Here is a 23003-nt window from a genome sequence, read left to right as displayed (position 1 = left end):
CAGAGTGAGAGGTGGATGGCGACTAGGCTCCCACTCGTGCTTTAGAGCACATCTGGCTTTCAGTCTGCCATCCACTGCTCTCACCCTTTCGAGTTTAAGAGACCTTGAAGACACAAGCTGGCTTGCCGGCGATGAGGCCAGTACAGGCAGTACAGGTCAGGAACTATGCACCGGATCCACCTTGGCTTCCCGGTGATTGGCCCAGTACTGGATCAGCTCTCGCAACTGCGACAGTTCCACCGGTTTGGCCATGTGCCCGTCCATGCCCGCCAGGCGGGCGCGTTCCTTGTGTTCGGCAAGTATGTGCGCGGTCAGCGCCACCACCGGGGTGCGCTGGCGCTGGTTGGCGGCTTCCCAGGCGCGCAGCTGCTGGGTGGCCGAGAAACCGTCAAGTATCGGCATTTCGCAGTCCATCAGCACCAGGTCATAGCGCTGCGCCTTCATCGCCTGCAAGGCCTCTTCACCATTGCTGGCGGTGTCGGGCTCGAGGTTGAGCTTGCCAAGCATGCCGCGGATCACCTTGGTCGAGATGCTGTTGTCCTCGGCGACCAGCACGCGGAAGTCGTCGGGCAGGTCCAGTGCCTGGGGGATGCCAGGCAAACTGGCCGGTACGGCTTGCTCGCGGCCGCGCTGGGCCAGTTCTTCGGCCAGGGTGGTTTTCAGTGTGTAGCCGGCCACCGGCTTGGCGAGGATCCGCTTGACCCCTGCGTTGCGCGCAATGACCTTGCTCGGCGCGTTGCTGATACCGGTGAGCATCACCACCAGTATGTCGTGGTTCAGGCTCGGGTCTTCCTTGATCTTGGCGGCCAGCTGCATGCCGGTCATGCCCGGCATGTTCTGGTCCAGCAGCACGGCATCGAAGTAGTCGCGCAGGTGGGCCTTGGTGCGCAGCAGGGCCAGTGCTTCCTTGCCCGACGGGACCGCGCTGACGTTCATGCCCCAGGCGCTGCACTGCTGTACCAGCACCTTGCGGCAGGTGTCGTTGTCGTCCACCACCAGTACGCGAGCATCACGCAGCGGGCTGTCGAGGTCGGCCGGTGGCTGTTCCAGGCGCGAAGGGTCCAGCGGCAGGGTCAGCCACAGGGTATTGCCCATGCCGCTGCTGCTCTTGATGCCGAACTCGCCCTGCATCAGCCCGATCAGCTGCTTGGCGATGACCAGCCCCAGGTGGCCGCCCAGCTTGTTGCTGGACAGGAAGTGGTGGCTGTGCAACTCGGCCTGCAGCAAGGCTTCGCGGTCAGCGGCCGGCAACGGTTCGCCGCTGTCCTGCACGGCGATCCGCAGGCGCGGTACCTCGCCGCGCTGGTCCAGCGCCACTACCAGCAGGATCTCGCCCTGGTCGGTGTTTTTCAGGGCATTCTCCAACAGACTCGACAAGGCCTGGCGCAGGCGCGTCGGGTCGCCGCTGATCACCCGTGGTACCTGTGGTTGGGTGAAGCTGATCAGTTCGATGTTCTGCTGTTCGGCCTTGGCGCGGAAGATGTTCAGGCAATCTTCGATCAGCGCGTTGAGATCGAACTGCACGTCATCGAGTTCGATCTGCCGGGATTCGAGCTTGGAAATGTCGAGAATCTCGTTGATCAGCGTCAGCAGTTCGTTGCCGGCGCTGTGAATGGTCTGCACGTAGTCGCGTTGCTTGACCGACAACGGCGTGCCCAGAAGTAGCTCGGTCATGCCCAGCACACCGTTCATGGGGGTACGGATTTCGTGGCTGATCTTGGCCAGGAACTCGGCCTTGGCGTTGATTTCGGCATCACTGGCGGCCAGTGCGCGGCTGGCGCTGAAGCGCTCCTCGCTAATGCGCCGCAGGCGTTCACTGACGGCCAGGTTGAGCAGCAGGCCGCTGGCCACGGTCAGGCCCAGCAGGATGCACAGCAGCCAGGGCGTCGAGGTACGGGTCAGGCCCAGCAGCGCTGGCAGCAGCACCAGGCCACCCAGGTTGAACACCACCATGGCCAGACTGAACAGACGTGCGGGCGCATAGCCCCTGTACCAGTGGTAACTGCTGACCAGCAGCATGCTCACGCTGCCCAGGGCCATCAGGGCGTAGGTCATCAGGTTGAGGGGCAGGGTGTCGACGAACAGCAGCACCAACCCGCTCACCCCGACCAGCAGCATCTCGCCCTGCAGCAGGCGGTTTAGCCGTGGCGAGTTGCATGGCGAGAAGAAATGCTGGGTGAAACCCAGCCCCGCCAGGCCGGCCAGGACCAGCGTCAGGTATGCGGCGGGTGTTTGCGCGCTATGCCAAACGTGCCACCAGGGGCCGCTGAGGTTCAGCAGGATCAGGCCGCTGAGCAGCATCAGGCCGTGGTACAGCGCCAGGATCAGGGTGGTGCTGGAGCGGCTGTAGATGAAGCGGATCAGGTTGTGCATGATCAGCATCACCAGGCCGCCGAACAGCATGCCGAACAGCAGTGGCTGGCGCTGGTCGGAGGCTGCCACGGCCGCAGGCTCCAGGCTGATGGCCGGGCGCAACTGGTGCTCGGAAACCAGGCGCAGGTAGATATCCAGCGGTTGCTTGCTGTTGGGCAGGGGTAGTACATGGTCGCTGCCACGCAGGGTCGGGCTGGCATTGCCGGCCTGGCGCCCGTGGTGCAGCTGACGCAGAAGCTTGTCGCCCTCGAGGGCGTAGAGGTCCAGGCCAGAAAGGTCTGGGGCGAAAACCCGCAGCAGTTTTTCCTGCTCGCCGGGCTCCAGGCGGTAGTGCAGCCACAGGGCCTGTTCCGCAGGAGCGGCATCCAGGTCGGCAAGTACCAGCGGGCTGAACTGGTTGCGGTAACGTTCGGAGCGCACGTCGCTCAGTTGCAGGTTGGCCTGTTCGTCGAGCATAACGGCCCAGCCTCCGTCATGTTCGGCCGCCGCCGGGAACATGCAGAGCAAGGTCAGCAAGCTGACGATCAGAGCTGAGGCAATCCGAAGCCGACGCACTACGAAATCCCTTCTTAGCCTAGGTGCCGGGTATTAACTATGCGCGGCGCGCCAAGTCGAAGGCAAGGCCCCTTGGGGCCCTGTCGACGAGCCGGATGCCGCAGGCGCAAGGTGCTGGGGCGCGCTGCGGACATCCGGTACAACTTACTGCTGGTGCTCACCGCGTTCGCGGGCGATGGCCCGGTAGCCGATATCGGTGCGGTAGAAACTGCCGTTCCAGCTGATTTCCTTGGCCAGGCGGTAAGCCTGCTGCTGCGCGTCGGCTACGGTGCTGCCCATGGCGGTGGCACACAGCACGCGCCCGCCGTTGGTAGTCACCTTGCCATCCTTGAGTGCGGTACCGGCATGGAACACCTTGCCTTCGATCTTCGCAGCAGCGTCCAGACCATTGATCACGTCACCCTTGGCGTAGTCGCCCGGGTAGCCGCCGGCAGCCAGTACCACGCCCAGGCTCGGGCGCGGATCCCACTGTGCTTCGACCTTGTCCAGCGCCTTGGCAAAGGCGGCCTCTACCAGTAGTACCAGGCTAGACTCCAGGCGCAGCATGACCGGCTGGGTTTCTGGGTCGCCGAAGCGGCAGTTGAACTCGATGACCTTGGGGTTGCCCGCCTTGTCGATCATCAGGCCGGCGTAGAGGAAGCCGGTGTAGACGTTGCCTTCCTCGGCCATGCCGCGCACGGTCGGCCAGATCACCTGGTCCATCACGCGCTGGTGAACTTCGGCGGTGACTACCGGGGCAGGGGAGTAGGCACCCATGCCGCCGGTGTTCGGGCCGGTGTCCTGGTCGCCGACACGCTTGTGGTCCTGGCTGGTGGCCATGGGCAGCACGTTCTGGCCGTCGACCATGACGATGAAGCTGGCTTCCTCGCCGTCGAGGAACTCCTCGATCACCACGCGGGAGCCCGCATCGCCGAAAGCGTTGCCGGCCAGCATGTCACGCACGGCGGCTTCGGCTTCTTCCAGGGTCATGGCGACGATCACGCCCTTGCCCGCGGCCAGGCCGTCGGCCTTGATCACGATCGGCGCGCCTTTTTCCTGCAGGTAGGCCAGCGCCGGCTCGATTTCGGTGAAGTTCTGGTAGTCGGCGGTCGGGATCTTGTGACGCGCCAGGAAGTCCTTGGTGAAGGCCTTGGAGCCTTCCAGCTGGGCCGCGCCCTTGGTCGGACCGAAGCAGTCCAGGCCGCGGCTGCGGAACAGGTCGACTACGCCGATGACCAGCGGTGCTTCCGGGCCGACGATGGTCAGGTCGACGTTCTTCTCGGCGAAGTCAGCCAGTTGCTCCAGGGCGCACACGTCGATGGCGACGTTCTCGCACTTGGCTTCAATGGCGGTGCCGGCATTGCCCGGGGCAACGAAAACTTTCTCGACGCGTGGGTCCTGGGCAACTTTCCAGGCCAGGGCGTGCTCACGGCCGCCGCTGCCGATGATCAAAACTTTCATGTCAAAACCTCGAATTCTGTCTGGCCGATCCCGCTCCTACAAGGGCCGGCGATCGGCCCTGCATCTGTTTAGTGGCGGAAGTGGCGCATACCGGTGAAGACCATGGCGATGCCGGCTTCGTCAGCGGCAGCAATCACCTCGGCATCACGCATCGAACCACCTGGCTGGATCACGGCGCTGATACCCACTTTAGCCGCATTGTCGATGCCATCACGGAACGGGAAGAACGCATCCGACGCCATGACTGCACCCTGCACCTGCAGGCCGGCATGCTCGGCCTTGATTGCAGCAATGCGCGCGGAGTTGACGCGGCTCATCTGGCCGGCGCCGACGCCGATGGTCTGGCGCTGCTTGGCGTAGACAATGGCGTTGGACTTGACGAACTTGGCCACTTTCCAGGCGAACACCAGGTCGTTGATCTCTTGCTCGGTTGGCGCACGCTTGGTGACGATCTTCAGGTCATCGGCAGTGATCATGCCGATATCGCGGCTCTGCACCAGCAGGCCACCGTTGACGCGCTTGAAGTCCCAACCGGCAGCGCGCTCGGCAGGCCACTCGCCGCACTCCAGCAGGCGTACGTTCTGCTTGGCGGCAACCACTTCGCGGGCAGCCTGGGAAATTTTCGGGGCGATGATCACTTCGACGAACTGGCGGTCGACGATGGCCTTGGCGGTTTCGCCGTCCAGTTCGCGGTTGAAGGCGATGATGCCGCCGAACGCCGACTCGGTGTCGGTTGCGTAGGCCAGGTCGTAGGCCTTGCGGATGCCGCCTTCGTCTTCAGGTACCACGGCCACGCCGCACGGGTTGGCGTGCTTGACGATGACGCAGGCCGGCTTGACGAAGCTCTTCACGCACTCCAGCGCGGCATCGGTGTCGGCCACGTTGTTGAACGACAGTTCCTTGCCCTGCAGCTGGATGGCGGTGGAAACGCTGGCTTCGCCTTTCTTCGCTTCTACGTAGAACGCCGCGCTCTGGTGCGGGTTTTCGCCGTAGCGCATTTCCTGGGCCTTCACGAACTGGCTGTTGAAGGTGCGCGGGAACTCGCTGCGGCCTTCAGTGCTCAGGGTTTCTTTGGCCTGGTCGATGGTGCCCATGTAGTTGGCGATCATGCCGTCGTAGGCAGCGGTGTGCTCGAACGCCTTGAGCATCAGGTCGAAGCGCTGGGCGTAGGTCAGGCCACCGGCCTTGAGGCCTTCGACGATGCCGGCGTAGTCGCTGGCATTGACCACGATGGCCACGTCCTTGTGGTTCTTGGCAGCCGAGCGGACCATGGTCGGGCCGCCGATATCGATGTTCTCGATGGCGGTCGGCAGGTCACAGCCAGGCTTGGAGATGGTGGCTTCGAACGGGTACAGGTTGACTGCTACCAGGTCGATCGGCTTGATGCCGTGCTCGTTCATGATGGCGTCGTCGGTGCCGCGACGGCCGAGGATGCCACCGTGGATTTTCGGGTGCAGGGTCTTGACCCGGCCATCCATCATTTCGGCGAAGCCGGTGTAGTCGGCCACTTCCACCGCATTGACGCCGTTGTCCTTGAGCAGCTTGTAGGTGCCGCCGGTGGACAGGATCTCGACACCGAGCTGCTGCAGCTCACGGGCGAATTCGAGGATACCGGTCTTGTCGGAGACGCTGATCAGGGCGCGGCGGACTGGCAGGCGGGTAGTCTGGTCGGTCATTTCGGGTTCCAATAACGCGGTGGAGTCAGCAAAAAAGGCGCCTCTGTTCAGGGAGCCGCCTTTTCTGGTTGGGATTCTGGCTTACAACAAATCGTACTGCTTGAGCTTCTTGCGCAGGGTGCCTCGGTTCAGCCCGAGCATCTCGCTGGCCTTGGTCTGGTTGCCCTTCACGTAGTTCATCACGCTTTCGAGCAGGGGCGCCTCGACTTCGGAGAGCACCAGGTTGTACACGTCCGTCACGGTCGCGCCTTCCAGGTGGGCGAAGTAGTTGTGCAGCGCCTTCTCGACGCTGTCGCGAAGGGTCTGGCCCTCCTCGCTCGGCGTGTTGAGGTGCTGTTTCAGGTTGGCGTTGTCGCTCACGGGCGTTGTTCCACTCACAAATGTCTCGGTCATCATCGTCATGCGGCCACCCCTTGTCCGTCCTCTGTCTCAAGGCTCTGTCGACGTTCGCTGAAAAACGCGCGAACGTTGGCGCACTGCGCTTGTGTGTCTTCCAAAGCGTTGAACCGGGAGCGAAACTCCTTGCCGCCGGGTCCTGTTGCCAGGTACCAGCCAACGTGCTTGCGGGCAATACGTACGCCCATCACATCGCCATAGAAGGCATGCAGCGCGGCCAGGTGCTCCAGCAGGATGCGTTCCACTTCCTCCAGCTGCGGCGCTGGCAGGTGTTCGCCAGTGCGCAGGTAATGCTCGATCTCGCGAAAGATCCATGGCCGCCCCTGGGCGGCCCGGCCGATCAACAGGCCATCGACCCCGGTGGCGTCCAGCACCGCCCGGGCCTTTTCTGGCGAGGTGATATCGCCGTTGGCAAAAACCGGGATCGACACCGCCTGCTTGATGGCAGCGATGGTGTCGTATTCGGCTTCGCCGGTGTACAGGTCGGCGCGTGTGCGGCCATGCACCGCCAGCGCCTGGATGCCGGCCTGCTCGGCAATCTTCGCCACGTTCAGGCCGTTCTTGTTCGCCCGGTCCCAGCCGGTGCGGATCTTCAGGGTCACCGGGACGTCCACGGCGCCGACCACGGCGTGGAGAATCTCGCTGACCAAGGCTTCATCTCTCAATAAAGCAGAGCCTGCGGCTTTGTTGCAGACTTTTTTTGCCGGGCAGCCCATGTTGATATCAATGATCTGGGCGCCTGCTTCGACGTTGGCCTTTGCCGCCGCTGCCATCATCTGCGCATCACCACCGGCGATCTGTACCGAGCGTGGCTCGGGATCACCTTCATGGATGCGGCGCAGGCTCGACTTGCGGCTGTTCCAAAGGCTCATGTCACTGGAGACCATTTCCGACACCACCATGCCGGCGCCCAGGCGCTGGCAAAGTGTACGGAAAGGCTGGTCCGTGACCCCGGCCATGGGCGCGAGGATCAGGTTGTTACGTAGTGTGTATGGGCCGATGCGTACCGCCGACATAGGTGATCCCTGTTGTGGGGCCGAATCTTGGAGTTCGAAAAAGGGTTGGCATGATACCCGCTCTCGGTGACCGGATAAAGATGGATTTGGATAAAATCTGAACAGTTGTCGGCTTATGACTTTTGGTATGGGTGAGGTCCAGGACCTTGCGCGGCCCCTGTGGGAGCGGGCCTGCCCGCGAAGCAGGCGGCGCAATGGATGGCACGGGCTTCGCCCGTGTTCGCGGGCACGCCCGCTCCCACAGGGCTGCTGGTTATTCCGGCGAACGGAAGCTCAGGCTGTAATTAACGGCCTTCGGCCCTGGGTCGAGGATGTCCAGGGCGATATGGATCGGGGTCTGGCTTGGCATTTCGCCGCGCCCGGCCAGTTCGCCGGACAGGTACTCGCTGGGCTTGAAGCGACGGCTGGCGATCAGCTGGCCATTGAGGTCGGCGAAGCGCAGCTCCAGCAGCGGGAACGGCTGGGCGAACGGCGCGCGGTTGTAGATGATCGCATCGACGATCAGAGCGCCCTTGAAGTCCGGGTGGCTACGAACCACCAGGTTGCTGCTCTTGATTCGGGCGATATCGACGCGGGTCGGCACCTCGCAGCCGACCAACGGGCAGATTTGCTGGAAGATCGGCCGGTATTGGTCCTGGCGGGCCATTTCGTCGAAATGGAACCAGACGTACTGGAACGCAAGCAAGCCAGCGGCCAGCAGTGTCAGGAAGCCCCACAACAAGCGCTTGCCCCAGTTGGGTGCGGGCTGTTCCCAGCCTAGTTGCAGGGGGTCGTCGACCACATCTACCAGCGGCTCCTTGCGCGCCGGGCGCTCGGCTTTGCCGGCTAAGCCTGGTTCAAGACGTTCGCCGGGCAGCGGCTCGACAGGTTCGTCGTCGCGCGCTGACAGGTGCAGCTCCAGCGGCTCGTCGTCCCGGGCGCTCAGGCCCCGTACAGGGGCCTCATCATCGCTGGCCCGCAGCGGTTCGTTGAATTCGGGGTGGTCATCGATTGTGGCGGTACGGTGTACCGGTGGTTCGTCGTCGATGTCCAGGTCAAGATTGCCACCTAACGTCGGCTCGGTACGCGCGCCTGGGGCGGGTTCCAGGTCCAGCTCCAGGGGCTCCGGCTCCCGCAGCACGGGCGTGGGTTCTACTGCCTGTTGCGGCTCGAACGGCTCATCGGTTGCCGTACCGAACAGGTCGTCGGCATGTTCGTCCGGGTGCAGTTCGTCACGCCGCGCCTGCAGGCCGTCGTCCTGGCTTGCCGGGCGAGCCGAGGCCGGTTGGCCGCGGCGCTCCAGGCGCTCCAGTTCCATGTCGAGGTCGAGCGCTTCCAGCGCCTGGGTGGTGAGCGCCCAGTCTTCGTCCGACGGGGCGCTGGGCTCGCTGGCGACTGGCTGGGGTGCGATCGCCGGTTCGACCAGCGGTTCGGCAGGTGCAGCTGACATCGGCACCGCAGGTGCGCTGGCTCCGCTGGCGCGGTTCTGCTCCAGCAGCTGCCTGGCGGCGTTGAACACCTGCAGGCAGTGGCCGCAGCGCACTACACCGCGGGCCACGCTCAACTGGTGGTGGGTGACGCGAAAGCTGGTCTGGCAATGCGGGCACTGGGTGACGAAACTGTCGGTCATGCGGCAATCCGGGAGCTGTGCAGAAAAGTATTCTAGGCCCGCTTAACGGCGGCGACCACTGATGCGCACCCAGCCATCGCGAACGACGATCGGGTCCAGTTCGAAGTCGGCGGCATAGGCTGCGGCCACTTCCTCACCTTGCTCGGCGAGGATGCCCGACAGCGCCAGCAGGCCACCTGGGCGGACCAGGCCGGACAGTTGCGGTGCCAGCGACACCAGCGGGCCGGCGAGGATGTTGGCGACCAGCACATCGGCCTGCATGGCTGGCATGTTCTCTGGCAGGTACAGCGCCAGCTTCTCGTCGGCGATGCCGTTGCGCTGGGCGTTGTCGCGCGAAGCCTCGATGGCCTGTACGTCGATGTCGGTACCGACCGCCTCACGGGCGCCCAGCAGCAACGCGGCGATGGCCAGAATGCCGGAGCCGCAGCCGAAGTCCAGCACCTGGGTGCCTTCGAGCTGCTGGCCGTCGAGCCATTCCAGGCACAGTGCGGTGGTGGGGTGGGTACCGGTGCCGAACGCCAGGCCCGGGTCGAGCAGCAGGTTCACCGCGTCCTGTTCCGGGGCCTCGTGCCAGCTTGGCACGATCCACAGGCGGCGGCCGAAGCGCATCGGCTGGAAGTTGTCCATCCAGCTGCGTTCCCAGTCCTGGTCCTCGATCACCTCGGCCTGGTGCTCGGGCAGTTCGGCAGCGGTCAGCAGGCGCAGGTGGGCGAATACCTGCTCAGGATCGGCATCGGCCTCGAACAGGGCCAGCAGGTGGGTGTGCGACCACAGCGGAGTGGTGTTGAGGTCTGGCTCGAAGATCGGTTGATCCTCGGCATCCATGAACGTGACCGAGACGGCACCCACTTCGAGCAGGGCATCTTCGTAGGTTTCGGCTTGTTCCGGGCTGATGGCCAGGCGTACTTGCAGCCAGGGCATGGCGGGCACCTTTGGTAAATCGACAGGGGCAGCCCTAGGCTGCGCGAAGGCTGGCAGTTTACGCGAGTGCGGGGGGTTTGTAGAGGAGGCCGGGCACGGACATTGTGAGGGCTACTGCCTTGCACAACATTGAAATCCTGGCATGCACCCTGTGGGAGCGGGCGCGCCCGCGAACACGGGCGAAGCCCGTGCCATCCACCGCGGTGCTTGCTTCGCGGGCATGCCCGCTCCCACAGAAACTGTGGTGCATCAGACAAAACAGAGGGAAAGCGACTCAGCTATATAAGCAGGCTTCTCTTCTCCCTCGATCTCCAGCGTGGCAATCGCCTTTAGCAGCCATTGCCCTGGTCTCTTTTCCGTCACTTCGGCCAGGTCCACCTTCAGCCGTACCTGGCTGTCGACCTTGACCGGCTGGATGAACCGCACGCTGTCCAGCCCATAGTTCACCACCATCTTCAGCCCTTCCGGCAGAACCAGGATGTCCTCGATCAGCTTGGGAATCAGCGACAATGTCAGGAAACCGTGGGCGATGGTGCTGCCGAACGGGGTTTTTGCCGCCTTTTCCGGGTCAACATGGATGAACTGGAAATCGCCCGTGGCTTCGGCGAACAGGTTGATGCGTTGCTGGTCGATCTTCAGCCAGGCCGAGCGGCCCAGTTCCTTACCAACGTACTGCGAAAGCTCTGTAACCGGTACATGGGGCATCGCGGACTCTCCGGGTTGTCAGTTGGTACGAAAGTGCAAGATCAGCACGGCGAACCGTTTCAGTCAAGTTGCACGTTTTTCGACGAATATCGGTATATGACGGCACATGCTTATAATGGCGGCCATGCCCGAGGGAGATGCTTATGCTGTTGCGTGGTTTGACCTGGCTGGTGCTGTTCCAGCTGCTGGGGACGGCAATCAACCATCTGTTGGTGCCGTTTCTGCCGGGGCCGATCATCGGCCTGTTGCTGCTTTTGTTCTTCCTCATGGCCCGTGGTGAGGTAGGCAAGCCGCTGAACGAGGCCGCCAGCAGCCTGCTGCGTTACCTGCCGCTGTTGCTGGTGCCGCCAGCGGTGGGGGTGATGGTGTATGCCAGGGATATCGCCGCCGACTTCTGGGCCATTGCCGGTGCCTTGCTGATCTCCTGCCTGGTGACCCTGGTGTTCGTCGGCGTGTTGATGCAAAAGCTCATCCACCGTCAGGGCCGGAGCGAGGAGCAGCCATGATGCTCGACTGGCAAGGCGCACTGGATGCGGTCGTTCATCATCCCTTGTTCGGTATCGGCATCACGCTTGGGGCCTACCAGGTGGTGCTGGCAGCCTACGAGAAGACCCGCTGGATCTTCCTGCAGCCGGTACTGGTCTCGATGCTGCTGGTGATCGGCGTGCTGCTGGTGTGTGGCATCGACTACAGCGAATATCGCAAGAGCACCGAAATCATGAACATCCTGCTGGGGCCTGCCACCGTAGCCCTGGCTGTGCCGCTCTACCTCAACCTGCGGCGTATCCGACAGCTGTTCTGGCCCACATTTACTACGCTGGTAGTCGGAGGCCTGTTCGCCACGCTGTGCTGCCTGTTGCTGGGCTGGTGGTTCGGTGCCGAGCACATGATCCTGATGACCATGGCGCCGAAGTCGGTCACTTCGCCGATCGCCATGCTGGTGGCTGAGCAGATTGGCGGCGTGGCTGCCTTGGCGGCGGTGTTCGTGCTGATTACCGGGGTTATCGGGGCAATCTTCGGCCCGGCGTTGCTGAGCCGTTTTGGCGTGCATAGCCCCGAGGCCCGTGGCATGTCTTTGGGCGTGACCGCGCACGCAGTGGGCACGTCGGTGGCCCTGCAGGAAAGTGACGAATGCGGCGCCTTTGCCGCGCTGGCGATGAGCCTGATGGGGGTGGCCACGGCGGTGTTCCTGCCGCTGGCGGTCAGCCTGGTGGCTTGAGGACTTGTGATGACGCTACCGCTGTTTCCTCTCAATACCGTGCTGTTTCCTGGTTGTTTCCTCGATTTGCAGATTTTCGAGGCACGCTATCTGGACATGATCGGGCGCTGCATGAAGCGGGGCGAAGGTTTTGGTGTGGTGTGCATCCTCGAAGGCGAGCAGGTCGGCAAGGCGCCGCCGGTGGTCGCCTCGATCGGCTGCGAGGCGGTGATCCGTGACTTCGTGCAGCAGGATAACGGCTTGCTGGGCATCCGTGTCGAAGGTGTGCGGCGCTTCAATCTGGAAAGTACCGAGGTGCAGAAGGACCAGTTGCTGGTGGGGCAGGTGCAATGGCTGGCGGAGCAGGCGGACAGCCCGTTGCTGGAGGCCGATGAAGACCTGCTGGCGTTGCTGGTGGCCCTGGGCGAGCACCCCATGGTCGAAGCGCTGGACATGCCGCGCCCGGTGGATGGGCGCCAGGCGTTGTCCAATCAGTTGGCGTACCTGCTGCCGTTCATGGAAGAGGACAAGCTGGATTTGCTGAGCCTCGACTCGCCGCAGGAGCGATTGGGGGAGATCCAGAAGCTGCTGGAGCGGATTCAGGGTGAATTGTTTGCCTGATAATGCTGTGTTGCCAGTGCCGGCCTCTTCGCAGCACAAGGCTGCTCCTACAGGCTGACGAGAGCCCTGTAGGAGCAGCCTTGTGCTGCGAAGAGGCCGGTAAACGCGACATCAATATTGATACCGCAGCAAAGCCTGCGGCAGCGCATGCATGGCAAAGAACGCCAGCAACGCGACACACGCCGGCAACACCAGCCACCACACCCGCAGTGGCAAGGCCGGGAGGGTCTGGTGACGCTGCGCCAGTGCCAGGCTGAGCGCGCACACGCAGCACGCCAGCAAGGCCCCGGCGAGGATGTCGGTCGGCCAGTGCGCCCCGAGGTACACCCGTGACAGGGCAATCGCCAGCGCCGGGATGCAGCCCAGCATCACCCAGGTGAGGCGCATCCGCGGCGGCTGACCGCGACCGGCCAGCACTGCCATTACCAGGAAGAACGCAAACGACGCCGAGCTGTGCCCACTGGGCATGCTGTAGCTGGTCAGCGGGTCGCTCAGCACTTCCGGGCGGGCCCGGGCGAACAGCCACTTCAGCGTGCCGTTGGCAAACGCCGTACCCATCAGTGCGCCCGCAGCGAACATGGCATGCCGCCACTGCCGGGCAAGCAGCAGCAGGCCCGTCAGCAGCCCGCCGAGGAATAACTGGGTGCGGAAATCGCCCAGCCGGGTCACCAGCACCACGGCGCCATCGATGGCCTGGCTGCGGTGCTCCTGCACCAGTGTCATCACGCCCTGGTCGAACTCGTGCAGGTAGGGCCAGCCGAGGAAGACCCCGGTCAAGGCCAGGAAACTCATGCCTGCGATCAGCCGGGTGCCGTGGCGTTGATCACGAATGCTGGTGTTCAGGCTCAGCCCGATGATGACTGCCAGGGTGCCGGCGATGATCCCGGCATCCAGCCAGAAGCCTTCCGGCAAGGGCAGGCGCATGGCTGCGCCGGTTGCCCAGCCGGGCAGCAGGTAGGCCACTGCCCAGCCGGCACCGGCCACCAGGCTGACGGCGATGAAGCGCGGCAGCGGCATGTCGAACATGCCGGCGACCATTGGCAGCATAGGCCGCAGCGGCCCGATGAAGCGCCCTACCAGCAGGCTGGCGATGCCGTAGCGCTGGAAGTAGGCCTCGGCGCTGCCGATCCATTCCGGATGGTGGCGCAGCAGGGGCAGCCTGCGAATGTTCTGGTGGAAGTACTTGCCCACCGTGTACGACAACGCATCGCCCACCAGGCCACCGAGAAAGCCCAGCAGCAGCGTTTCGCCCAGGCTGAAGGCGCCGCTGCCGGCCAATACCGCGACCGCGAACAGCAGCACGGTGCCTGGCACGATGATGCCGGCAATGGCCAGGCACTCGATGCAGGCCACCAGGAATATCGCCAGGCCAAGCCACTGCGGGTTGGCGCTGAGCCAGCCAGTCAGGCTGTCGAGCCATTGGCCCATGGTTCAGCTTCCTTGTTCCAGAATGAAGAAGTCGCGGCCTTCGACTTGGCCGCGACGTAACGGGTTCCGCGTGCAGAAACGGGCGTACTCAGCATCGACGAAACGGTAGGGCAGGTGCTCGTCGCGGCCATGCGGGATGCCCAGGCGGGCGGCCTGGATCACCCGTGGCACGATGTTGCCGCAATCCTCCACGTACAGGCGCTCGGCGTCAAAACGCTGGGCGTCCCAGTGCGGCACCTTCAGGCCCAGGGCCCGGCACAGCAAGGTCTGGCCCGCGCACAGGCGCTCGGGCGGGCGGAGGTTGCCGCTCGCATCGGGGTTGTTCAGTTGCATCTGTGCCAGGCTGTTCGGCCCCGAGCGGGCGTCCTGCCAAGGATAGGCCGACTTGATGAGCACCGCGTTGCCTGGCCCGTGGGCGCTGAAGTTCAGCGAGTCGCCGCCGCGCGCGTAGTACATATAGATGTGCCCGCCATCGAGGAACAGCGCCTTGCGCTTTTCGGTGTAGCCGAGCGAGGCGTGGCTGCCTTTGTCGGTGAGGTAGTAGGCCTCGGTCTCGATGATGCGCGCGGCCAGCCACAGGTCGCCGTGGCGATGGCGGATGACTTTGCCCAGCAGGGCCTTGGCCAGGGTCTGGGCGTCGCGGTCGAAAAAGCTGTCGGGCAAGGCTGGCATGCGGGCGGTTCGTGGCTGGGACGGCGGGGATGATAGCAATGAATAGCTTAATCGAGGCTGAATCGAGTGGGATGTTGGCAGTGCCGGCCCTTTCGCGGGCTCGCCCGCTCCCACAGATACTGCATAGGGTTCAGGCTTTGTGAAATCCCTGTGGGAGCGGGCGTGCCCGCGAAAAGGTCGCAACAGATGGTGGTTTTTTCGATAACCCCGGTTACATCTTTCCTACACAATGCCCCCAGCCATTTTCTACCATCCGCCACCCGCCGCTGGGCGTACACCTGCGCGCCAGTTATAATCAGCCGATTTCCCCTTCGCCAAGACACCGAACCCATGACTGAGTCCGTTCTTGACTATATGACCCGCCTGGGTCGCGCTGCCCGTGAGGCTTCCCGGGTGATCGGCCGTGCCAGTACCGCGCAGAAGAACCGCGCCCTGCAAGCTGCCGCCGATGCGCTGGACGCCGCTCGTGCAGAGCTGACCGCTGCCAACGAGCTGGACCTGGCCGCCGGCCGTGCCAACGGCCTGGAGCCCGCGCTGCTCGACCGCCTGGCGCTGACCCCGGCGCGTATCGACGGCATGATCACCGGCCTGCGCCAGGTGGCCAGCCTGCCGGACCCGGTCGGTGCCATCCGCGATATGAGCTACCGCCCATCCGGTATCCAGGTCGGCAAGATGCGCACGCCGCTGGGGGTGATCGGGATCATCTACGAATCGCGCCCGAACGTGACCATCGATGCCGCCAGCCTGTGCCTGAAGTCGGGTAACGCGACCATCCTGCGTGGCGGCTCCGAAGCCATCCACTCCAACCGCGCCATCGCCACCTGCATCCAGCGTGGCCTGGCCGCCGCCGGCCTGCCGGCAGCCGTGGTGCAGGTGGTCGAGACTACCGACCGCGAAGCCGTGGGCGCGCTGATCAGCATGCCGGAATTCGTCGACGTCATCGTGCCGCGCGGTGGCCGTGGCCTGATCGAACGCATCAGCCGCGATGCCCGCGTGCCCGTGATCAAGCACCTGGACGGTATCTGCCACGTCTATGTCAGCCAGCACGCCGACCTGGACAAGGCCTGGCGCGTGGCGTTCAACGCCAAGACTTACCGCTATGGCATCTGTGGTGCCATGGAAACGCTGCTGGTCGACCAGCAGGTGGCCGAGCGCTTCCTGCCGGAAATGGCCAGTCGCTTCCAGGAGAAAGGCGTCGAGCTGCGTGGCTGCGAGCGCACCCGGGCGATCATCGACGCCAAGCCCGCCACCGAGGCCGACTGGCACACTGAATACCTGGACGCGATCCTGTCGATCCGTGTGGTCGACGGCCTGGACCAGGCCATCGAGCACATCAACCACTATGGCTCGCATCACACCGATTCGATCATCAGCGAACACCAGGGTGAAGCCCGCCAGTTCATGGCCGAGGTCGACTCGGCGTCGGTCATGCTCAATACCCCGACCTGCTTCGCCGACGGCTTCGAGTACGGCCTGGGTGCGGAAATCGGCATTTCCACCGACAAGCTGCATGCCCGCGGCCCGGTCGGCCTGGAAGGCCTGACCTGCGAGAAGTACGTGGTGATCGGTGACGGCCAGCTGCGCGGCCAGGAGTCCTGCTGAGTTGAGCAAGGCCCAGGCAGTCCGGCGCATCGGCATTCTTGGCGGCACCTTCGACCCCGTGCACATCGGCCACCTGCGCAGCGCGCTGGAAGTGGCCGAGTTCATGGGGCTGGACGAACTGCGCCTGCTGCCCAACGCCCGGCCGCCGCACCGCGACACCCCGCAGGTGGCCGCGCAGGACCGCCTGGCCATGGTGCAAGGCGCTGTACAGGGCGTGCCCTGCCTGAGCGTGGATGCCCGCGAACTGGCGCGTGACAAACCGTCGTACACCATCGACACGCTGGAATCGATCCGCGCCGAACTGGCCGCTAACGACCAGTTGTTCCTGGTGCTGGGCTGGGATGCCTTCTGTGGCCTGCCCGGCTGGCACCGCTGGGAAGAATTGCTGCAACACTGTCACATCCTGGTGCTGCAACGCCCGGATGCCGACGTAGAACCCCCTGACGAGCTGCGCAACCTGCTGGCTGCGCGCTCGGAGAGCGATCCCACCGCCTTGTCCGGCCCGGCGGGAAACATTTCGTTCGTCTGGCAGACGCCGCTTGCGGTGTCGGCTACACAGATCCGACAGCTGCTGGCCAGCGGCAAATCGGTGAGGTTCCTGGTGCCGGACGCCGTACTGGCCTACATCGAGGCGCACGAACTGTATCGTGTACCTAACTGACGGTGCCTCTGGCGCCTCATCCAACGAGTTGAACGAGTTTTATATGACCAAGCAGAAAATCCACGGCGAAGAACTGGTTGCCCTGACCAAGGCAGCGCTGGAAGACGTCAAGGCCCAGGACATCCAGGTCATCGACGTGCGCGAAAAGCACAGCCTGACCGACTACATGATCATCGCCACCGGTACTTCCAACCGCCAGATCAATGCGATGCTGGAAAAGGTCCGCGAAGCGGTCAAGGCCAAGGGTGCCCAGCCGCTGGGTGAAGAAGGCAAGGGCGACAGCGACTGGGTGCTGCTGGACCTGAACGATGTCATCGTGCACATGATGACCGCCGCTGCCCGCCAGTTCTACGACCTGGAGCGCCTGTGGCAGGGTGCCGAGCAAAGCCGTGCCGCCGATGGCAAGCACCACAGCCCGGACCATGCCCACGAGTACTCCGACAAGCTCAAGGACCGGGAATAAGGAAAGCGCTGTGCGTCTGCGCCTGATCGCGGTCGGCTCGCGCATGCCGAAGTGGGTCGAGGAAGGCTGGCATGAATATGCCAAGCGCCTGCCCGCCGAGCTGTCGCTGGAGCTGGTGGAAATCCCGCTGAATACCCGTGGCAAGAATGCCGACGTCGCCCGCCTGATCCGTCAGGAGGGCGAAGCCATGCTGAGCAAGGTTCAGCCAGGGGAACGCATCGTCACCCTCGAGGTCCATGGCAAGCCCTGGAGTACCGAGCAGCTGGCGACCGAGCTGGACCGCTGGCGCCTGGATGCGCGCACGGTGAATTTGATGGTGGGCGGCCCGGAAGGCCTGGCGCCCGAGGTCTGTGCGCGCGCCGAGCAACGCTGGTCGCTGTCGCCGCTGACCTTGCCGCACCCATTGGTAAGGATACTCATCGGCGAGCAGATCTACCGCGCCTGGACCGTGCTGTCCGGGCATCCTTACCATAAATGAGCCTGTAAGCAGTCCGATGTCGCAGCCGATCCGTCTCAAGGACCACGAGAAAGACGCCCGCCTGGTGCGCAACCGCGTCGTGGTCGGCGCAGTCGCGATCATGCTGCTTATCTGCGTGCTGATTGCGCGTCTGTACTACCTGCAGGTCATCCAGCACGACTATCACTCGACGCTGTCGGAGAACAACCGGGTGCATGTGCAGCCGATCCCGCCGACCCGCGGGCTGATCTTCGACCGCAACGGGGTGATCGTCGCCGACAACCGGCCCAGCTTCAGCCTGTCGATGACCCGCGAACGTGCGGGTAACTGGCAGGAAGTGCTGGATACCATCGTCGAAGTGCTGGAGTTGACGCCCGACGACCGCGCCCTGTTCGAGAAGCGCATGCGCCAGGGCCGCAGGCCGTTCGAGCCGGTGCCGATCCTGTTCGAACTCAACGAAGAGCAGATCGCCCGTGTGGCGGTGAACCAGTTCCGCCTGCCGGGCGTGGAAGTGGTAGCCCAGCTGGTGCGCCATTACCCGCAGGGCGCGCATTTCGCCCATTCGGTGGGGTATGTGGGGCGGATCAACGAGAAAGAGCTGAAAACCCTCGACCCGGTGAACTACAGCGGCACCCACCACATCGGCAAGACCGGCATCGAGCGCTTCTACGAAGCCGACCTGCATGGCCAGGTGGGCTACGAGGAAGTCGAGACCAACGCCCGCGGCCGCGTGCTGCGGGTGCTCAAGCGCACCGACCCGAAACCGGGCAAGGACATCGTGCTGAGCCTGGACATCAAGCTGCAGGAGGCCGCCGAGGCTGCCCTGGGGGGCCGGCGTGGTGCGGTGGTGGCGCTCGACCCGCGTACCGGCGAGGTGCTGGCGATGGTCAGCCAGCCCAGCTTCGACCCCAACCTGTTCGTCACCGGCATCGGCTTCAAGGCCTATGCCGAACTACGCGACTCGATCGACCGACCGCTGTTCAACCGCGTGCTGCGCGGCCTTTACCCGCCAGGTTCGACCATCAAGCCCGCGGTGGCCATCGCCGGCCTGGACAGCGGCGTGGTCAATGCCGGCAGCCGGGTGTTCGACCCGGGCTACTACCAGCTGCCCAACTACGACCACAAATACCGTAACTGGAACCGTTCGGGCGATGGCTGGGTCGACCTGGACACCGCGATCATGCGCTCCAACGACACCTACTTCTACGACCTCGCCCACAAGATGGGCATCGATCGGCTGTCCAGCTACATGAACAAGTTCGGCATCGGCCAGCGGGTTTCCCTCGACATGTTCGAGGAATCCGCCGGGCTGATGCCATCGCGTGAATGGAAGCGCGCCACCCGCCGCCAGGCCTGGTTCCCCGGCGAAACCCTGATCCTCGGCATCGGTCAGGGCTACATGCAGGCCACGCCGCTGCAACTGGCCCAGGCCACTGCGCTGATCGCCAACAAGGGCGTGTGGAACCGCCCGCACCTGGCCAAGACCATCGAAGGCCAGCCGCCGGTGGACGACAACCCCATGGAAAACATCGTGCTGCGTGACAAGTCCGACTGGGCCAAGGTCACTCATGGCATGGAGCAGGTGATGCACAATGCCCGCGGTACCGCACGCAAGGCGGCCATCGGCTCGCAATATCGCATTGCCGGCAAGAGTGGTACCGCCCAGGTGGTGGCAATCAAGCAGGGCGAGAAGTACGACCGCAACAAGCTTCAGGAGCGCCACCGCGACCACGCCCTGTTCGTCGCCTTCGCCCCGGCCGAGGACCCGAAGATCGTGGTTTCGGTGATGGTCGAGAACGGGGAGTCCGGCTCGGGCGTCGCCGCCCCGGTGGTGCGCCAGGTGATGGACGCCTGGTTGCTCGACGAAAACGGCCGGCTCAAGCCCGAGTTCGCGCCTGCCACCGTTACCCAGGAATCAGCCCTGTGATGAACAATTTCGATCGCATGCTCTCCAGCGAGGATGTGATGCGTCGGCGCGCCAGCTTTCTGCAGCGCATCCACGTCGACGGCCCTTTGCTGATCATTCTGCTGACCCTCGCTGCCGGCAGCCTGTTCGTCCTGTATTCGGCCAGTGGCAAGAACTGGGACCTGCTGCTCAAGCAGGCCACCTCGTTCGGCATCGGCCTGGTGTCGATGTTCATCATCGCCCAGCTGGAGCCGCGCTTCATGGCTCGCTGGGTGCCGCTGGCCTACCTGGCCGGGGTGCTGTTGCTGGTGGTGGTGGACGTGATGGGCCACAACGCCATGGGCGCCACGCGCTGGATCAACATCCCCGGGGTGATCCGCTTCCAGCCCTCGGAGTTCATGAAGATCATCATGCCGGCGACCATCGCCTGGTACCTGTCCAAGCGCACGTTGCCGCCGCATCTGAAGCATGTGGCGATCAGCCTGGTGCTGATCGGCGTGCCGTTCATCCTGATCGTGCGCCAGCCCGACCTGGGTACGGCGCTGCTGATCCTCGCCTCCGGGGCTTTCGTGCTGTTCATGGGCGGCCTGCGCTGGCGCTGGATCCTCAGCGTACTGGCGGCTGCGGTGCCAGTGGCGGTGGCGATGTGGTTCTTCGTCATGCATGACTACCAGAAGCAACGGGTACTGACCTTCCTCGACCCGGAAAGCGACCCGTTGGGCACTGGCTGGAACATCATCCAGTCGAAGGCGGCGATCGGCTCGGGCGGTGTGTTCGGCAAGGGCTGGCTGCTCGGCACCCAGTCGCACCTGGATTTCCTGCCGGAAAGCCACACAGACTTCATCATCGCCGTGCTCGGCGAGGAATTCGGCCTGGTCGGCATCTGCCTGCTGCTGATCGTCTACCTGCTGCTGATCGGCCGTGGCCTGATGATCACTGCCCAGGCGCAGACTCTGTTCGGCAAGCTGCTGGCGGGCAGCCTGACCATGACCTTCTTTGTGTACGTGTTCGTCAATATCGGTATGGTCAGCGGCCTTCTGCCCGTGGTGGGCGTGCCGCTGCCCTTCATCAGCTATGGCGGAACTTCGTTGGTGACGCTGCTGTCAGCGTTTGGCGTTCTGATGTCGATCCACACGCACCGCAAATGGATCGCTCAGGTTTGAATAAGGTGAAGAATTTCATGCAAGCAGTGCGTAACTGGGCTGCCCGTTGTGCGCCGTGGATCGGCGCGGTGGGCCTGTTCGGCGCTGTACAGCTGGCCCATGCCGGCGATTACCAGGGCTCGCCGCAGGTGGCCCAGTTCGTTGGCGAAATGAGCCGCGACTATGGCTTTGCCCCTGAGCAGCTGATGGGTGTGTTCGCGGAGGTGCAGCGCAAGCAGTCGATCCTCGACGCCATTTCGCGCCCGGCCGAACGGGTAAAGCCGTGGAAGGACTACCGGCCGATGTTCATCACTGACGCGCGTATTGCCCGCGGTGTTGACTTCTGGCGCCAGCACGAAGCGGTGCTGGCCCGTGCCGAGCAGGAATATGGCGTGCCGGCGCAGTACATCGTTGCCATCATCGGCGTGGAAACCTTCTTTGGCCGCAACACCGGTAACTACCGGGTGATCGATGCCTTGTCGACCTTGGGCTTCGACTACCCGCCACGGGCGGAGTTCTTCCGCAAGGAGCTGCGCGAATTCCTGCTGCTGGCCCGTGAGGAACAGCTCGACCCGCTGACGCTCAAAGGCTCCTACGCTGGTGCAATGGGCCTGCCGCAGTTCATGCCGAGCAGCTTCCGCAACTTCGCGGTGGACTTCGACGGCGACGGCCACATCAATATCTGGAACAACCCGGACGATGCCATTGGCAGCGTGGCCAGCTACTTCAAGCGCCACGGCTGGGTGGCCGGCGAAGGTGTGGTCAGCCGCGCCTGGGTGGACGGTGGGCGCGCCGACGAAGGCCTGACCACCGGCATCGAGCCGGTAAAAACCGTTGGGGAGTTGCGCACGCTTGGCTGGTCGGTCCATGATTCGTTGCGCGATGATCTGCCGGTTACCGCCTTTCGTCTCGAGGGCGACAATGGCCCCGAGTACTGGATGGGCCTGAAGAACTTCTACGCGATCACTCGCTACAACCGCAGCGTGATGTATGCCATGGCGGTGCATCAGCTATCGGAACAGCTGGTTCAAGCACGGGGCGTCAAGTAATGCGCGCAATCATCTCTGGCAAGTCTTTCAAGCTGCTCACCTGCCTCGCCGTGGGCGTGGTGCTGGCCAGCTGTTCGTCCAACCGCCCGCCCCAGCAAAGCAGTGGCAACGTGGTGCGCACCCAGCCGGGCCTGGACATCAACCGCGCGCACAAGGACGGCGCGCCGTGGTGGGACGTGGATGTGAACAAGATCCCCGACGCCACGCCAACCGTGCACACCGGCAACTACAAGGCCAACCCGTACACGGTATTGGGCAAGACCTACTACCCGATGCAGGACTCGCGCAATTATCGCGCGGAAGGTACCGCGTCGTGGTATGGCACCAAGTTCCACGGCCAGAACACCGCCAACGGCGAGCTGTACGACCTGTACGGCATGAGCGCGGCGCACAAGACCCTGCCGCTGCCGGCCTACGTGCGGGTGACCAACCTGGCCAACGGGCGTAGCGTGATCTTGCGGGTGAACGACCGTGGGCCGTTCTATTCGGACCGCATCATCGACTTGTCCTATGCCGCGGCGAAAAAGCTCGGTTATGCCGAGATTGGCACCGCGCACGTGCGCGTCGAAGGTATCGACCCGCAGCAGTGGTGGGCCCAGCGTGGCCAGACACCACCGATGGTGCTCAAGGAGCCCCAGGTGGCCCAGACCCAGGCGATCCCGGCCAGTACCGGGCGCGTCGAGCAATGGACCCCGCCGCCCCAGCAGCATGCAGCGCCGGTGGTGCCGGTGCAGGTGGCCGGCAACAACGTGCCGGCCGGCAGTGGCGGCAGCTTCCTGCAGGTGGGTGCCTTCGCCAACCCGGACGCCGCCGAACTGCTGCGCTCCAAGCTCAGCAGCATGGTCAGCGCGCCAGTGTTCATCAGCTCGATCGTGCGTAACCAGCAGACCCTGCACCGCGTGCGCCTCGGGCCGATCAACAGCCAGGGCGAGATCCAGCAAGCGCAGGACAGCATCCGCCTGGCGAACCTTGGGCAGGCCAAGCTGGTCACAGCTGACTGACCGCGTTGCCTTCTTCGCGGGCATGTACAATGTCGGCTTTTGCCCGCAGCGACATAAAGCCGCACATTGCGAGCCAGGCCTACGGCCGCAAAAACTAGACTGACTGGCGCTG

21 protein-coding genes are annotated in these 23003 nt (G+C 64.0%); 11 read left to right on the top strand and 10 right to left on the bottom strand.

What is annotated here, in order from left to right:
- Positions 1–156: 156 nt before the first annotated feature.
- The 8 genes from ACLCGK_RS14335 to ACLCGK_RS14300 all read right to left on the bottom strand — a co-directional run bounded on the left by ACLCGK_RS14335 (position 157) and on the right by ACLCGK_RS14300 (position 10691).
- Positions 157–2928 carry a response regulator gene (locus ACLCGK_RS14335; RefSeq protein WP_410952224.1) on the bottom strand — a complete coding sequence of 924 codons (2772 nt, stop codon included), beginning with the start codon at positions 2926–2928 and terminating at the stop codon, positions 157–159.
- 144 nt (positions 2929–3072) lie between these two features.
- Positions 3073–4368: a phosphoribosylamine--glycine ligase gene (gene purD / locus ACLCGK_RS14330; protein ID WP_013974372.1), complete on the bottom strand. Its 1296-nt coding sequence runs from the start codon at positions 4366–4368 to the stop codon at positions 3073–3075.
- 68 nt (positions 4369–4436) lie between these two features.
- On the bottom strand, positions 4437–6044 hold the full coding sequence (purH, locus tag ACLCGK_RS14325) for a bifunctional phosphoribosylaminoimidazolecarboxamide formyltransferase/IMP cyclohydrolase (RefSeq protein ID WP_123084730.1): 1608 nt from the start codon (positions 6042–6044) through the stop codon (positions 4437–4439).
- Between the two features lie 81 nt (positions 6045–6125).
- Complete coding sequence (fis, locus tag ACLCGK_RS14320; protein ID WP_012274390.1) at positions 6126–6446, bottom strand: DNA-binding transcriptional regulator Fis; 321 nt, start codon at positions 6444–6446, stop codon at positions 6126–6128.
- Positions 6443–7456 carry a tRNA dihydrouridine synthase DusB gene (dusB, locus tag ACLCGK_RS14315; protein WP_410952223.1) on the bottom strand — a complete coding sequence of 338 codons (1014 nt, stop codon included), beginning with the start codon at positions 7454–7456 and terminating at the stop codon, positions 6443–6445. Before dusB ends, fis begins: the two co-directional genes overlap by 4 nt.
- Before the next feature lie 253 nt (positions 7457–7709).
- Positions 7710–9065 carry a DUF3426 domain-containing protein gene (locus ACLCGK_RS14310; RefSeq protein ID WP_410952222.1) on the bottom strand — a complete coding sequence of 452 codons (1356 nt, stop codon included), beginning with the start codon at positions 9063–9065 and terminating at the stop codon, positions 7710–7712.
- Between the two features lie 42 nt (positions 9066–9107).
- Positions 9108–9986, bottom strand: a complete 879-nt coding sequence (gene prmA / locus ACLCGK_RS14305) for a 50S ribosomal protein L11 methyltransferase (protein WP_015271949.1) — start codon at positions 9984–9986, stop codon at positions 9108–9110.
- A 249-nt stretch (positions 9987–10235) separates the two neighbouring features.
- Positions 10236–10691 carry a MaoC family dehydratase gene (locus ACLCGK_RS14300; protein ID WP_023662892.1) on the bottom strand — a complete coding sequence of 152 codons (456 nt, stop codon included), beginning with the start codon at positions 10689–10691 and terminating at the stop codon, positions 10236–10238.
- A gap of 143 nt (positions 10692–10834) precedes the next feature.
- On the opposite strand from ACLCGK_RS14300, the gene ACLCGK_RS14295 reads away from it, so the two are divergent.
- The 3 genes from ACLCGK_RS14295 to ACLCGK_RS14285 are packed head-to-tail and all read left to right on the top strand — an operon-like array spanning position 10835 to position 12510.
- Positions 10835–11197: a CidA/LrgA family protein gene (locus tag ACLCGK_RS14295; RefSeq protein ID WP_003257558.1), complete on the top strand. Its 363-nt coding sequence runs from the start codon at positions 10835–10837 to the stop codon at positions 11195–11197.
- Positions 11194–11910: an LrgB family protein gene (locus tag ACLCGK_RS14290; protein WP_013974365.1), complete on the top strand. Its 717-nt coding sequence runs from the start codon at positions 11194–11196 to the stop codon at positions 11908–11910. The genes ACLCGK_RS14295 and ACLCGK_RS14290 overlap by 4 nt, the downstream gene beginning before the upstream one ends.
- 9 nt (positions 11911–11919) lie before the next feature.
- Entirely contained in the window at positions 11920–12510 is a 591-nt protein-coding gene (locus ACLCGK_RS14285; RefSeq protein WP_087499519.1) for an LON peptidase substrate-binding domain-containing protein, read from the top strand.
- Positions 12511–12621: 111 nt separating this feature from the next.
- On the opposite strand, the gene ACLCGK_RS14280 is transcribed toward ACLCGK_RS14285, so the two are convergent.
- Together ACLCGK_RS14280 and ACLCGK_RS14275 are read right to left on the bottom strand one after the other, a co-directional pair.
- Complete coding sequence (locus tag ACLCGK_RS14280) at positions 12622–13938, bottom strand: bifunctional DedA family/phosphatase PAP2 family protein (RefSeq protein WP_015271946.1); 1317 nt, start codon at positions 13936–13938, stop codon at positions 12622–12624.
- A gap of 3 nt (positions 13939–13941) precedes the next feature.
- A complete protein-coding gene (locus tag ACLCGK_RS14275) occupies positions 13942–14610 on the bottom strand; it encodes a DNA-3-methyladenine glycosylase (RefSeq protein ID WP_015271945.1) in 669 nt (222 codons plus the stop codon).
- A gap of 330 nt (positions 14611–14940) precedes the next feature.
- Here ACLCGK_RS14275 and ACLCGK_RS14270 point away from each other — a divergent pair, with 330 nt between their 5' ends.
- The 8 genes from ACLCGK_RS14270 to ACLCGK_RS14235 are packed head-to-tail and all read left to right on the top strand — an operon-like array spanning position 14941 to position 22891.
- Positions 14941–16212: a glutamate-5-semialdehyde dehydrogenase gene (locus tag ACLCGK_RS14270; RefSeq protein WP_182328914.1), complete on the top strand. Its 1272-nt coding sequence runs from the start codon at positions 14941–14943 to the stop codon at positions 16210–16212.
- 1 nt (position 16213) lies between these two features.
- The gene (gene nadD / locus ACLCGK_RS14265) at positions 16214–16873 is read left to right on the top strand and encodes a nicotinate-nucleotide adenylyltransferase (RefSeq protein WP_410952221.1); all 660 of its coding nucleotides are present in this window, start codon (positions 16214–16216) and stop codon (positions 16871–16873) included.
- Between the two features lie 43 nt (positions 16874–16916).
- Complete coding sequence (rsfS, locus tag ACLCGK_RS14260; protein WP_013974359.1) at positions 16917–17336, top strand: ribosome silencing factor; 420 nt, start codon at positions 16917–16919, stop codon at positions 17334–17336.
- A gap of 10 nt (positions 17337–17346) precedes the next feature.
- The gene (gene rlmH / locus ACLCGK_RS14255; RefSeq protein WP_003249722.1) at positions 17347–17814 is read left to right on the top strand and encodes a 23S rRNA (pseudouridine(1915)-N(3))-methyltransferase RlmH; all 468 of its coding nucleotides are present in this window, start codon (positions 17347–17349) and stop codon (positions 17812–17814) included.
- 16 nt (positions 17815–17830) lie between these two features.
- Entirely contained in the window at positions 17831–19720 is a 1890-nt protein-coding gene (gene mrdA, locus ACLCGK_RS14250) for a penicillin-binding protein 2 (RefSeq protein ID WP_015271942.1), read from the top strand.
- Positions 19721–19758: 38 nt separating this feature from the next.
- Positions 19759–20862, top strand: a complete 1104-nt coding sequence (gene rodA, locus ACLCGK_RS14245) for a rod shape-determining protein RodA (protein ID WP_015271941.1) — start codon at positions 19759–19761, stop codon at positions 20860–20862.
- Between the two features lie 17 nt (positions 20863–20879).
- Positions 20880–21890: a lytic murein transglycosylase B gene (gene mltB, locus ACLCGK_RS14240; protein ID WP_038410161.1), complete on the top strand. Its 1011-nt coding sequence runs from the start codon at positions 20880–20882 to the stop codon at positions 21888–21890.
- A complete protein-coding gene (locus ACLCGK_RS14235) occupies positions 21890–22891 on the top strand; it encodes a septal ring lytic transglycosylase RlpA family protein (RefSeq protein WP_013974354.1) in 1002 nt (333 codons plus the stop codon). Before mltB ends, ACLCGK_RS14235 begins: the two co-directional genes overlap by 1 nt.
- Positions 22892–23003 lie beyond the last annotated feature (112 nt).

The organism is Pseudomonas sp. S1(2024) (genome assembly GCF_046557535.1).
The sequence above is the reverse complement of the archived record's forward strand: the minus strand, read 5'-3'. Positions and strand labels throughout refer to the sequence as shown.

Bases quoted from the DNA above. Each gene is read 5' to 3' on its own strand.
- purD (WP_013974372.1), bottom strand. From the start codon at position 4,368: ATGAAAGTTTTGATCATCGGCAGCGGCGGCCGTGAGCACGCCCTGGCC.
- purH (WP_123084730.1), bottom strand. From the start codon at position 6,044: ATGACCGACCAGACTACCCGCCTGCCAGTCCGCCGCGCCCTGATCAGC.
- fis (WP_012274390.1), bottom strand. From the start codon at position 6,446: ATGACGATGATGACCGAGACATTTGTGAGTGGAACAACGCCCGTGAGC.
- dusB (WP_410952223.1), bottom strand. From the start codon at position 7,456: ATGTCGGCGGTACGCATCGGCCCATACACACTACGTAACAACCTGATC.
- ACLCGK_RS14310 (WP_410952222.1), bottom strand. From the start codon at position 9,065: ATGACCGACAGTTTCGTCACCCAGTGCCCGCATTGCCAGACCAGCTTT.
- prmA (WP_015271949.1), bottom strand. From the start codon at position 9,986: ATGCCCTGGCTGCAAGTACGCCTGGCCATCAGCCCGGAACAAGCCGAA.
- ACLCGK_RS14300 (WP_023662892.1), bottom strand. From the start codon at position 10,691: ATGCCCCATGTACCGGTTACAGAGCTTTCGCAGTACGTTGGTAAGGAA.
- ACLCGK_RS14295 (WP_003257558.1), top strand. From the start codon at position 10,835: ATGCTGTTGCGTGGTTTGACCTGGCTGGTGCTGTTCCAGCTGCTGGGG.
- ACLCGK_RS14290 (WP_013974365.1), top strand. From the start codon at position 11,194: ATGATGCTCGACTGGCAAGGCGCACTGGATGCGGTCGTTCATCATCCC.
- ACLCGK_RS14285 (WP_087499519.1), top strand. From the start codon at position 11,920: ATGACGCTACCGCTGTTTCCTCTCAATACCGTGCTGTTTCCTGGTTGT.
- ACLCGK_RS14280 (WP_015271946.1), bottom strand. From the start codon at position 13,938: ATGGGCCAATGGCTCGACAGCCTGACTGGCTGGCTCAGCGCCAACCCG.
- ACLCGK_RS14275 (WP_015271945.1), bottom strand. From the start codon at position 14,610: ATGCCAGCCTTGCCCGACAGCTTTTTCGACCGCGACGCCCAGACCCTG.
- ACLCGK_RS14270 (WP_182328914.1), top strand. From the start codon at position 14,941: ATGACTGAGTCCGTTCTTGACTATATGACCCGCCTGGGTCGCGCTGCC.
- rsfS (WP_013974359.1), top strand. From the start codon at position 16,917: ATGACCAAGCAGAAAATCCACGGCGAAGAACTGGTTGCCCTGACCAAG.
- mrdA (WP_015271942.1), top strand. From the start codon at position 17,831: ATGTCGCAGCCGATCCGTCTCAAGGACCACGAGAAAGACGCCCGCCTG.
- rodA (WP_015271941.1), top strand. From the start codon at position 19,759: ATGCGTCGGCGCGCCAGCTTTCTGCAGCGCATCCACGTCGACGGCCCT.
- mltB (WP_038410161.1), top strand. From the start codon at position 20,880: ATGCAAGCAGTGCGTAACTGGGCTGCCCGTTGTGCGCCGTGGATCGGC.
- ACLCGK_RS14235 (WP_013974354.1), top strand. From the start codon at position 21,890: ATGCGCGCAATCATCTCTGGCAAGTCTTTCAAGCTGCTCACCTGCCTC.